At 35.4% G+C, this 11877-nt stretch carries 11 protein-coding genes; 7 read left to right on the top strand and 4 right to left on the bottom strand.

Annotated features, from left to right (window positions below):
* Positions 1-210: 210 nt before the first annotated feature.
* A complete protein-coding gene (ygfZ, locus tag BA053_RS03105; RefSeq protein ID WP_065094752.1) occupies positions 211-1017 on the bottom strand; it encodes a CAF17-like 4Fe-4S cluster assembly/insertion protein YgfZ in 807 nt (268 codons plus the stop codon).
* A gap of 166 nt (positions 1018-1183) precedes the next feature.
* Between ygfZ and BA053_RS03100 the strand changes: the two genes are divergently transcribed.
* From BA053_RS03100 to BA053_RS03080, 7 genes are all read left to right on the top strand, one after another.
* On the top strand, positions 1184-1465 hold the full coding sequence (locus tag BA053_RS03100) for a co-chaperone GroES (RefSeq protein WP_173862895.1): 282 nt from the start codon (positions 1184-1186) through the stop codon (positions 1463-1465).
* Between the two features lie 100 nt (positions 1466-1565).
* Positions 1566-3215, top strand: a complete 1650-nt coding sequence (gene groL, locus BA053_RS03095; RefSeq protein WP_065094753.1) for a chaperonin GroEL — start codon at positions 1566-1568, stop codon at positions 3213-3215.
* Positions 3216-3502: 287 nt separating this feature from the next.
* Positions 3503-4006, top strand: coding sequence for a protein-disulfide reductase DsbD domain-containing protein (locus BA053_RS03090; protein ID WP_065094754.1), 504 nt, complete (start codon positions 3503-3505; stop codon positions 4004-4006).
* Positions 4007-4108: 102 nt separating this feature from the next.
* Entirely contained in the window at positions 4109-4309 is a 201-nt protein-coding gene (locus BA053_RS07260) for a hypothetical protein (RefSeq protein WP_156518028.1), read from the top strand.
* A gap of 198 nt (positions 4310-4507) precedes the next feature.
* Positions 4508-5851 carry an alanine:cation symporter family protein gene (locus BA053_RS03085; protein ID WP_065094755.1) on the top strand — a complete coding sequence of 448 codons (1344 nt, stop codon included), beginning with the start codon at positions 4508-4510 and terminating at the stop codon, positions 5849-5851.
* Positions 5852-5886: 35 nt separating this feature from the next.
* The gene (locus tag BA053_RS07255) at positions 5887-6045 is read left to right on the top strand and encodes a hypothetical protein (RefSeq protein ID WP_156518029.1); all 159 of its coding nucleotides are present in this window, start codon (positions 5887-5889) and stop codon (positions 6043-6045) included.
* A gap of 152 nt (positions 6046-6197) precedes the next feature.
* Positions 6198-8867: a hypothetical protein gene (locus tag BA053_RS03080; RefSeq protein WP_065106745.1), complete on the top strand. Its 2670-nt coding sequence runs from the start codon at positions 6198-6200 to the stop codon at positions 8865-8867.
* Here BA053_RS03080 and BA053_RS03075 read toward each other — a convergent pair.
* The 3 genes from BA053_RS03075 to BA053_RS07635 all read right to left on the bottom strand — a co-directional run.
* Complete coding sequence (locus tag BA053_RS03075) at positions 8859-9455, bottom strand: Maf family nucleotide pyrophosphatase (protein WP_065106744.1); 597 nt, start codon at positions 9453-9455, stop codon at positions 8859-8861. The two genes, BA053_RS03080 and BA053_RS03075, sit on opposite strands and share 9 nt — an antisense overlap.
* The gene (gene infA / locus BA053_RS03070) at positions 9433-9696 is read right to left on the bottom strand and encodes a translation initiation factor IF-1 (protein WP_007550159.1); all 264 of its coding nucleotides are present in this window, start codon (positions 9694-9696) and stop codon (positions 9433-9435) included. The genes BA053_RS03075 and infA overlap by 23 nt, the downstream gene beginning before the upstream one ends.
* Before the next feature lie 112 nt (positions 9697-9808).
* Positions 9809-11877, bottom strand: a 2069-nt coding sequence (locus tag BA053_RS07635) for a coiled-coil domain-containing protein (protein WP_065106743.1), incomplete at its 5' end; no start/stop codon positions are given.

The raw sequence follows: 11877 nt of genomic DNA, 5'->3' as shown, positions 1-11877 counted from the left end.
TCTTTGCCCCAATTTATTACTTTTTTTTCGGTTTGACACACTTTTTTGAACATTCCCGGAAATGCAGAAAAAAAATGTTCAACATTATATCAGGAGTCCTTGTCGTTTTAATCTGCACAGATTGCGAAGTTAAATGAAATAGCTTCACTGTTATGATAAGGGCGCTGGCGAAGGGTGTCAAGCAAGTTTTTCGTTTCTATATGCGCTACCTTAAGACTTCAACGTCTTAACGCACCTAACTCCATCTGCATATAAATTTGCATGGCTCTTTCCAGTATTAAGCAATGCAAGTCCAATGTTGTCTACACTAGAGCGCAGTTCCCCTATTTCCTCATTATTTTCATTCGTTACTTTAGTGCCAATATCTGGAAGTGCGTTATCTCCCTCAACAAGGTAAAGTTTTCTTCTGAATATTTCTTGTCTGCTCATTCGATTTACGACTTCCTGACCTATATAACACCCCTTATTAAAGCTTATACCGTTTACTTTATTGATTAAAAATTGCAGCGGAAATGATGAATTCTGCACCATATCTTTCGCTCCATCTGGAACAAGGTTTTGAATTCTAACTTTTTCATACTGAGTAAAATCCCCAACCGGCTCTTTCATTTCATCTTTATGTATGATCCTCATTCCTAGCAGCTTGTGCCTTGGATCTTGAAAAATAACTTGTGATTCACTACTACACTCCGCCAACTTAGTATTAAACAAAACTCCAACCTTATATAGTGCGCTAACGTCTTTAATTTTCACTTTCAAATAAGTTTTAAGCAAATCCAGTTTCTCGATTATTTGCTGCAAGTGCATGTTTTCGCACTCCAAGAGGGTGTATTTACCATATTCAATAAGAAAAAAATCATATAGATATTTTCCCTGAGGGCTAAGCAATAAAGAGTAAATGGCTTTTTGGCTATCCAACTTATTAATATCATTGGTTATAATACCCTGCAGAAAATCTCTAGTGTCAGGCCCATATAGCACTATCACACCACGACTTAAGAATGGTATATAACTCATGAAATCTCTATAAATAAATCTAAATTTTATTATATAACATTAGGCTCTTTTTAAAAACTGCTTTTGGCGTGCATATTTTACAAGCTCCAGCCCTTGAAATCTAACTTACGAGTATATATATAAACTTATAAGTTAATTTGTTGATGAGGAAAAACAAATGTCAAGTATAAGTTTAAATGTATTAGATGATAGCGTGCTGATCAAGCCTATTAGCGAAGAAAAGCAAGGTGGAATTGTGCTTCCATCAAGTGCTGAAAAGAAACCTACTAAAGGTGAAGTTATAGCAATTGGTGAAGGTTCACGCAATTCAAGTGGCGAACGCGTAACTTTAACTGTGAAAGCTGGTGATAAAGTGTTCTATCGCCAATGGGCTGGTACAGAAATAGAACATAATAATGAGAAGCTTATCGTGATGAAGGAATCCGATATACTTGCTGTCATTAAGTAGCAGTCTTTATTTTACTAAACTGAAACAAAGCGCAACATAGCGCATTGTAAATGGTTTTATTATAGTTTTCTAAATTTTTTATTAACAAGAGGTGATAAAAATGACTAATGTAGTAGTATCAGGTGAGCAGTTGCAAGAAGCCTTTCGTGAAGTCGCAGCAATAGTGGATTCAACGGTAGCAATAACTGCGGGACCTAGAGGAAAAACAGTAGGGATTAATAAGCCCTATGGAGCACCAGAAATTACAAAAGATGGTTATAAGGTGATGAAGGGTATCAAGCCTGAAAAACCATTAAACGCTGTGATAGCAAGCATCTTTGCACAAAGTTGTTCTCAATGTAACGACAAAGTTGGTGATGGTACAACAACGTGCTCAATACTAACTAGCAACATGATAATAGAAGCTTCAAAATCAATTGCTGCTGGAAACGATCGTGTTGGTATTAAAAACGGAATACAGAAGGCAAAAGATGTAATATTAAAGGAAATTGCGTCAATGTCTCGTACAATTTCTCTAGAGAAAATAGACGAAGTGGCACAAGTTGCAATAATCTCTGCAAATGGTGATAAGGATATAGGTAACAGTATCGCTGATTCCGTGAAAAAAGTTGGAAAAGAGGGTGTAATAACTGTTGAAGAGAGTAAAGGTTCAAAAGAGTTAGAAGTTGAGCTGACTACTGGCATGCAATTTGATCGCGGTTATCTCTCTCCGTATTTTATTACAAATAATGAAAAAATGATCGTGGAGCTTGATAATCCTTATCTATTAATTACAGAGAAAAAATTAAATATTATTCAACCTTTACTTCCTATTCTTGAAGCTATTGTTAAATCTGGTAAACCTTTGGTTATTATTGCAGAGGATATCGAAGGTGAAGCATTAAGCACTTTAGTTATCAATAAATTGCGTGGTGGTTTAAAAGTTGCTGCAGTAAAAGCTCCAGGTTTTGGTGACAGAAGAAAGGAGATGCTCGAAGATATAGCAACTTTGACTGGTGCTAAGTATGTCATAAAAGATGAACTTGGAATCAAGATGGAAGATCTCACGCTTGATGATCTTGGTACGGCTAAAAATGTTAAAATTACTAAAGATAATACCACAGTTGTCAGCGAAAATAGCGATTCTGACAGTGTGAAAGCTAGAATCGAGCAGATTAAATCTCAAATTGAAACTTCAACTTCTGATTATGATAAAGAAAAGCTAAGAGAACGTTTAGCGAAATTATCAGGTGGCGTTGCTGTGCTCAAAGTTGGTGGAGCAACTGAAGTGGAAGTTAAAGAACGTAGAGATAGAGTCGAAGATGCGCTGCATGCAACAAGAGCTGCAATTGAAGAAGGTATAGTTCCAGGTGGTGGGGTTGCGCTTCTTTATGCTTCATCTGTTCTCGACAAATTAAAAGGTGCAAGTGACGAGGAACAAATAGGCATAAACATTATCAAGAAAGTTCTCAGTGCTCCAATTAGAAGGTTAGTCAAAAATGCTGGTCTTGAATCTGCTGTTATAATTGACTATTTGATTAAGCAGAATGATAAAGAGCTTATATACAACGTTGAGGCTATGAATTACGCTAATGCATTTACAGCTGGTGTGATTGATCCAGCAAAAGTGGTTCGTATCGCTTTTGAAACAGCGGTATCTGTTGCGAGTGTGCTGATAACTACTGAATCTATGATAGTTGATGTACCAAGCAAAGAAAATGCTTCATCTCCTATGGGTGCAGGAGAAATGAGTGGCATGGGTGGATTCTAAGTAGAATGAAACCGTGGAGCAATTGCTCCACGGTAATTCCAAAAAATCTCACATTTTACTATTCGTTAAAGGTAATACGTTTGGTGCAGAAATGCACTACTGTTTGCATCCGTTTCACTCCTTTATATTGTGGTTGTCTAATAACAAAAAGGCAGCATAAAAGAACTATAATCCCTAGTATATTTATGCTAGTATAATGCTATGTTAATAAATAATCTATATAATGCTATTAAATATAATAATTAAAATCTAAATCACTTTCTCTATAAAAGGAGAAATTTACCTTAATGAAAATACATATATATTTAATATTGTTTTTATTTTTTTCTTGCACTCAACTATATGCTGACGAGGAAATTGCAAAATTTGATTTACTTATTGGCGAGATAAATGAAGCAAGCCTCACTCTCAAAGGTGCAATAAGGGTTACAGTAAAACCAGGCTGGCACATATATTATAAAGATCCTGGAGATTTCGGTTTTCCCACTTCTTTTGATTGTAAGGGTAACACATTAAACATAGATATTTACTGGCCTACTCCAAAAAAACATAGAGATAAAGTAGGAAGAGAGATATTTATCAGTAACGTATATGAGGACATGGTGTTATTTCCCTTTAAGATGAATGTGTTTTCAAATCAAGGGTATATTGACCTTAACTTCCATATAAATTATGCGATATGTAAAGATAGGTGCATCCCTAAAAATGCTGAGATAAAAATCAAACAGCCACTGAAGAATTTTATAGATTCTGATGTCAATGAACTTATAAATGAGTGGTATGAAAAATAGGGTTCTCATGGGGTAGGTGTCATTCCAGTGCGTGACACTGGAATCTCATTTACTTTTTTGTTCACTATGTGAGGAACTTGGGCCTACAAGTATATAAACATAATGGTTTCGCATAAAAAATTTAGATCCCAGTGTCACGCACTAACTGTACGAACATTGAGATATAAGAGTAATTTGTACCAAGAAAAAAGATGTCATCCCAGTGCCCAGACACTGGGATCCAGATTGGACACTAAGTTGGTGAGTATAAAAGTAGCTAACCTTATGTTAAAACACAATATTTTTGGTGAGGGGTTGCATTAAAAGCTGGATTCCAGACTGGAATGACATCGTCTTAACATTGTACCATATTACAATGTTCGTACAGTTATGTGTCAGCTACTTGGATGACAAGAAAAGGTTTCTAGAATGACGGAAACGAAGTCATACATAGAAAATAGGTTGGGTATTTTCAACTTTTGTATGTATACTTAAGTCAAAACACTCACTTTTAGTATGTAAATGGATATAGTAAAGTTTGTTTTATTACTGCCAACAATATTACTCATGCTAGTTGCTGGTGTTTACCTATCGATTAAACTAAAATGGCTACAGGTATTTAGATTACCATACGCCCTTTCACTCCTTGGAGCTAAAAAAGGAGAAAATAAATTTTCTTCTATAGCCGCTCTGTTTACAATTTTAGGGGGAAATTTAGGAGTAGGAAATATTTCAGGAACTGCTGTTGCTCTAAAAACCGGAGGACCGGGCTCTATTTTATGGATGGCAATAATTATTGTTATCACTTCTGTGATAAAATATGTCACTTGTTATCTAAGTATAAAAACCAGAAAGGAAAAGAACGAACGGTTTATAGGTGGCCCTGTAGCCTACATGACTGATGCGTTTAACTCTAGGAAGGCCACAATTGTCTTTCTAGTTATCATGATGATGGTTTCAATAACAGTTGGTAACCTTGTTCAGGTAAATTCTCTATCAATACCACTTAATATGATAGATGTGCCTGTAGTTGTTGGTGGCATTGTAATGGCCATAATATTTTTTGTTGTTGCAGCTCTCAGCTTAAAAAAAATTAAAATTTTTATATCGGCTATGATACCGATAATGACGGTAAGTTACCTCACACTTTGCGGTATCATATTATTTAAATTTAGTGAAAATATTCTTCCTTCTCTAAAACTAATAACAAGCAGTTTTTTTACAACCAGTAGCTTTAACTCTGGTTTATCTCTAGGTTTGATTCTAGAAATGTTGACTATTATTCAAGTCGGAACTTTGCGAGGTATTTTTGCAACAGATATAGGGCTTGGCCTTGAAGGAATCGTACATTCTTCAATTGTTCCTAAGAAAAATAATAATAAATTTATTATTGAGCAGAGTCTAATTACGATAATATCGCCTTTTATAGTTGCGTTTATAGTGTTTATTACAACAATGGTACTGCTTGTCACAGATTCTTGGGTCACTGATTTAGAGAGCACTAACATGTGCATATTTGCTTTTAGAAAGGCAATGAATTGGCCTTATATTGACTATTTAATTATGGCCATAATGTTTTGTTTTGCTTTTACTACTATTTTTACTTGGTTTTTTTGCTCAAAACAGACAATACGCTATGTGTCTATGGATAATAAATACACTAAAATCTGGATTGTAATTTTTACCATGATCATTCCGCTTGGTGCGATAGGTAAAGTCCGGTTGCTATGGGATGTTGCTGATATCTCGATTGCTGCTTTGTTGTTTATCAACATACTCGCTATACTCAAGCTAACCTCTCAAGATCCAGAAGTGTTTACTATGAGTAGCAGATATTTGAAGTTGCAAAAACAGAGCTATAGCTAAAGCAATTTAGGCTATGCAGCTGTTGTGATATAAGAGTGATTTCCGCCAAGAAGGATGTCATCCCAGTGCCCAGACACTGGGATCCAGGAATCTTGATTGGCACTAAGTTAGTGAGCATAAAAATAGCTAATCTTATGTTAAAACACAACATTTTTGATGGGGTTCGTGAAAGGCTGGATTCCAGACTGGAATGACAACTTAAATCGTTTGATGTTACCATAAAATAGCTTGTGTCATCACATTAGTAACACAACCTTCCTTAATAAAAATTCAACCAATGCTTGTGATAATTATATTAGCTAGTATTAGCTAGAACTAAAGGCAGAGGGTTATTAGTGAGGGATATATGGGCACTAACGATACACAACAAGAACACATTTATAATGAGCGCATTCAAGAAATTTTTCCTTTATTTGATAAAATAAAAAAGGAAGACGACCCAATTTATAATGCTAGAGTTGATTTTAACACAGTAAAGTTTTTAACAAAACACGCCAACTGGAATTGGGACGAAGAAGAAAACAAAGATAAAGCATATGGAGTTATTCTTCAGAAATGCGACAAGACAAAGAAAGCTGGACAAGACCTTGAAAGTGAAGTTAAAGAAAGGTTGAAAGAGTATGTTGATGATGTTGCAGGAGTTTCAATATACGGTAATCACGCAAGTATTACGCTGGAAGATAACAAAAAAGAGTTTAAAATTAGCGAATTTTTAAATAGTGATTTTTGTGAGAAGAATGAAATCTCGGGATTTTCAACATTGCATAGTGATGGAAAGAGCGGAATGCATGGTTTTGTTGCCAAGGAAGAAGGGAAAAAAATAAGACATTATGTCGTAACTGATGGTTCATATGAAATGACTTTAAAGTGGTATGCGGAGGGGAAGGAATGTAAGATCAAAATTAAGATTGATGCTAACGGTGTAGACCTTGTTAAAGGTGATGATTTTTCTCTAGAACGGTTAGAAGTAAACAGAGATGTAAAAATAGGTGGTTTATTCTTGCATGAAATACAATTCAGGGAGAAAGGACAAGGAAAAGCGAATGAGATGCAACATAATAAAGACAGTAACGAGCTATCATCTGAAACTACGACAAGAATTGATGTTAATAGAGGTGTTAGCGTTCAAGCTACTGATATAACTCAAAAAAAAGAAGACCACCATTCACATTTTGGACTACAATCTAACAGCAGAAGGCAGTCTTACGATAACGGAATTGGAAAAGATTTTGACGATAAAATTAATTCTCAGGAGGCTAAAGAAAAGCGTGAGCTTAGACAAGCAGCACGAGAAGCAAATTCGGGAGGTCAAGTTTATAACCTACAATCGCTTTTTGAGGAGAATCCTCAGAACAAAAAAACTCCTCCGCCACTTCCACCTAGAACTAGTTCACTACCACCTGAAAAAGGTGTTTTCGATGAGCAAGGGGGAGCCAAATCTGGAAGCCAAAAACCAGATGACTTGCGCGAAAATGAGCAAACACCTAATAATCAGCAAAAAGGTGCAACTTCTGATTCTTCAGATAGTTCTACTTTCACCAAGTCTGTAAGCCACAATCAAGATAATAGGCAAGAAGATGAACGGTATGACAATCCTACATTTGGACATGCTGTACCTGGAAGCCAAAAACCAGATAGAAGTGAGCAAACACCTAATGATCAGCAACAACCTAAAACCCAGCAACAAGAAGGAAATAGCAAAGGCGATCTGTTACAAGACATCAGAAATTTCAAGAAAAACAACTTACGGCACATTGATGTTGATGATAGAAAAGCATCAATTGCAGGAAGTAGAAAAAATAACCCATCACCGTTAGAGACATTAAAGGACAGAATTCCTTATTCATCTTCTCCAGATAACAGTGATAACCAAGATGCTAGTGATGCTAAGTGGAAAGAAAGTGAACAGCCGCTCTCTGCTACAGCACTCAATAATAAAAGTGACTCGGGCTATTCATCTCCAACTCATGACAATAATGAACAATCTCAAGTAAATCCTGAACAGTTAAAGAAGAGCTTAGAGAACATTGAACAAAGTGATCAAACTCCACCTGAAAATCTTCTTAAAGAAATCAGAGATAGATCACAGCAGGATAATAGAGGATTAAGGCAAGTTGATCCTACTGATAAACTGTCACAAGATAAAGAAGATGGATTGCAAAAAGACGATTTAGCAGATGTAAAAATAGTGGAAGGTCCAACTGTTAGTGTCTCTGCTTCAACACCAAATAGTATAAGTGATTCAGGCTATATATCTCCAACTAATAGTGATAGTAAATCTCAAACAGATTTAAAACAGGTAGGAAGGAAATTAGAAGAACATATTAGACAAAGTAATCTAACTCTATTTGAAGAACTTAAAAATACATTAGGTCAAGAAAATCTCGGGTTAAAACCAGCTGATCAGAGTCAGATTAGCGAAGAAACTAAAAAACGCTTGAGAGAAGTTGGGTTGCTAAAAGACAGCTCAACAGACATAAAAACAAACGATTCGGGCTATTCATCTCCAACTCATGACAATAATGAACAATCTCAAGTAAATCCTGAACAGTTAAAGAAGAGCTTAGAAAACATTGAACCAAAAGAAATCGGAGATACGAGTGAGTTAAAAGAAGCATTGGATAAAGGGTTAAGAGAACCGGCACAACAGGCTACTAAAGAAAATATTCCTAAAGATTCATTCTCAGAAAACGTTTTAGAAAAGATAGGAGAAGGTAAACAATATGACCCTATACGTAAGTGGTTAGAAAAAACAGTGGCAGAACGAGAAAATGCTGACACTAATCCAACCGTAGATAAAAATAGCGAACTATATAAATTACTAGAGAAAGATGAAGCACAACTGAAAGCTGGAGTAATAGAAGAAGAAAGAGGAGATACTTTAACAGAACACACTGATGGTTATGATCGCAATAGAATTGCATTAGCTAACAGAAATAAAAGACCACTAGATTGGGCTAAACAGGTTGCTGAGTCACAACAAAAAAAAGATACTAATAAAGGTATTTCAATATAAATTGAAGTTAAAATAATTGCTTAGCAAACAATAGGTTTCATGTAATGGTAACCCTATAACGGAAGAGTAGGAGCCGCGTAAGAACAATACGAACACTCCAGCTAGGCCTTGTATATTGCATCCCCCCGCCCTATTTTTCCACTCTTCTGATGCTAAATAATACTTAATTTCTTGTTCACTGAGACGTTTAAATTTCACTATTGTAACCACAGTCCTGATATGTTGTTTAGATTGATCGGGAGTTAATAGACATACACTGGTGTATACTCTATGCCTTCTTCCTGATAACAAGAGGATACATTTTTCTGCTTGCTCAACGTTTTCAGCTTTGAGCAATATCCTTCTACCACAAGCAACAACTGTATCAACACCAAGCACAAAATAATTTGGATTTAAACTTTGTATTTTCTCAGCTTTACTTTTTGCCATACGGATTGAGTAATCCTTCGGAAGTTCCTTTTTTAAAGGGGCTTCATCTATATCTGCTGGCAAAATTAAACCTGGCTCAATGTTTATTTGTTTTAGTAAAGCTATACGCCTTTTCGATGATGAAGCAAGAATAAGATTATTTAGAGATCGTTCTGTCACTTGTACCTTTAAGCCTTCTAATGATCCTACCCTTTCTCGCATTCCTATCGTAAATGCTCATCTCAACTAACACCCTATCCCCTATAATGATGCGTATTTTACTTCTTCTCACTTTCCCTGATACATGACAGATAATCTCATGTTCATTGTCCAGTTTCACTCTAAATTCTGCTGCAGGTAGTAAAGCAGTTACTGCCCCTTCCACTTCAAAAATTGTTTTCGATTTCTCGTCTTTTATCATATGTTATATTATAATTTAATAATCTTTTTTAGTCTACTATAGATTTTAAATTATTATCAACACAAAAGACCTTTTGCGCCCTACTTAAGTTGCAACTTAACCCCAACCATCTTCACAATGATACCCTACCTACGTTTCTACTCTCTGCCACCTTCTCAATAGAACTTATAGGACTTATGTTGAAAGATAAATCATTATCACAATTTTCTTCATCGCTATCAAGTCCACTATCAACGCTTAAAGATCTGAGTAATGTTGTCTTCTCTCTCAGTGGAACATAAGACTCATTATCAACGCTTGAAGATTTTGATAACCCGCTCTTCTTTTGTGGAGCATTACCAGACTCATTAGAAATTTCTCCCGTTAATTGATTGTTGAAGCTCCTTTGTTCATCAGCACGAATTTTTTCTTCCAGTCCATCAAGCATTCCTACCAATTCATCACCCCATTCATTTTCTTCTTCTAATAATTGTTTACACTTTTCTTTCTCACGCTCTAGCTCGTTTCTTAACTCTTCGACTTTATCTTCATCTTCATCTTCATCTTTAGTGAGTTTAAGTGTAAGTACCGTATCTCCTGGAAATTCCTCGTACTCGTTTTCTAGCTCTTCAATGTTGAGTTTTAGTCTCTCTTCTCCAAGTGTATCTTGTAAATCGCTATCCTGCCTATCTGATTCTTTAATCTTTTGCTCAATTTCTACTTGTACCTTATATTCCTGATCTAATTCTCTTAGCTGATCTTTCAAGCGCTCTTTCTGCTGGCGTTGTTCAACCATTATCTGTTCCGCATCTTCTCGTGCTTGATTTAGCTCTTTTTCCAAATTCTTCTTTCCTGCATTAACAATTTTCAGCTCTTCCTTTAGCTTTCTTTTTTCTTCATATACACCTTTAAGTTCTTGTGCTTTCCCTTGTAGCTCTTTTAACACACCTGCTAATTCTTCATTTTTTTGTGCCAGTTCAGTTTGCAATTCCGTGTTTTTTTGCTCCTCTTTTTCAAACCTGTCTTGTAAATTGCTATTCTGCTTCTCTAACTTTACAATTGTTTGATTAGCTTCTGCTTGGGTTGTTTCTAGTTTCTCCTGTAGTCGCTGATTTTCTTGTATTAATTCATGGTGCTTTTTATTTATCACTTGCAACCCTGCTTCTATTTCTTGCTTCAATTCAACAGCTTCTTTTTTCAAATTTGACATTTCTTGCTTCAATTCAACGTTTTTTTCGGACAGCATCTGATTATTTAAAATCAATTCATCCATTTGTTGTGAAGCAAATTCTGTCTGAGTTCCAGTGTGCTGTAAATTGACTTCCGTTTTAGTTTCGATTTGTTGTGAAGCAACTTCTGTTTGAGTTTCAGTGTGTTGTAAATTGACTTCCGTTTTAGTTGATGCATTGCTATTAATAGAAGGAGGAAGGCTATTGTCAGCATCAACTTTAGGGTCTAATTCCTCCTCTGGTTCCTTATCTTGATAGGCCGTTATAGATTCATTTTGAAAATTATTATTAGCAGTAGGCACAACATCAGCAGCCTTACCCTTTTCTAGTACAGCATCATATAAGGAGAGACTTTGAATATATAATTCATCATTTTGCTTTATCAATTCTAAGATCTCCTCCGATAGCACAAAATCTTCATCATTAAATTTTAGTACTTCAGTTATGCCATCACTACTCACATTCATAATCATGGTACAAATTGAAACATTCCCGGACTCATCCTTTACAGGCCAAGTACTTGTCATTTCATAACATGCGCCTTCTTTAAATTCATAATATCTTTTCTTATCTTCTTGATGAGCGTGTATTTCATGTTTTTTATTGCAATAGATATTCAATTCTTTAATATCTTTCTCTTGCTGTAAAATATCACTAACTCTGGTTGGCTCACTTCTATTGTAATTAATAAGATTGATATTCAAAACTCTATGAGTGTTATCAGTTTCTGTGTAATAAGCTCGAAGCTCTACGCCTTTCTCTCCAAGATATTTACTTGCAGCTTCTTTTCCCTGCTCTGCCAACTTTATACATTTATCTATATCTTCCTTAAAGCTCTTATTAGCAGACTCTGTTACTGCTTTATCTATGTACGTTTGTTTAAAATCTCTATCGTTTATTAGGTCATAAAAACTCCACTCATCTCTATAAGCCTTCTGTATAGCAGTGAAGTCACTTTCTTCTTTCAAAAGCA

The sequence above is a fragment of the Wolbachia endosymbiont of Nomada ferruginata genome (assembly GCF_001675785.1).
GTDB classification, from domain to species: domain Bacteria; phylum Pseudomonadota; class Alphaproteobacteria; order Rickettsiales; family Anaplasmataceae; genus Wolbachia; species Wolbachia pipientis.
The sequence above is the reverse complement of the archived record's forward strand: the minus strand, read 5'-3'. Positions and strand labels throughout refer to the sequence as shown.

Excerpts from the sequence above, each read along its gene's own strand:
- BA053_RS03090 (WP_065094754.1), top strand. The coding sequence starts at position 3,503 with ATGAAAATACATATATATTTAATATTGTTTTTATTTTTTTCTTGCACT.
- BA053_RS07260 (WP_156518028.1), top strand. The coding sequence starts at position 4,109 with ATGGTTTCGCATAAAAAATTTAGATCCCAGTGTCACGCACTAACTGTA.
- BA053_RS03080 (WP_065106745.1), top strand. The coding sequence starts at position 6,198 with ATGGGCACTAACGATACACAACAAGAACACATTTATAATGAGCGCATT.
- BA053_RS03085 (WP_065094755.1), top strand. The coding sequence starts at position 4,508 with ATGGATATAGTAAAGTTTGTTTTATTACTGCCAACAATATTACTCATG.
- groL (WP_065094753.1), top strand. The coding sequence starts at position 1,566 with ATGACTAATGTAGTAGTATCAGGTGAGCAGTTGCAAGAAGCCTTTCGT.
- ygfZ (WP_065094752.1), bottom strand. The coding sequence starts at position 1,017 with ATGAGTTATATACCATTCTTAAGTCGTGGTGTGATAGTGCTATATGGG.
- infA (WP_007550159.1), bottom strand. The coding sequence starts at position 9,696 with ATGATAAAAGACGAGAAATCGAAAACAATTTTTGAAGTGGAAGGGGCA.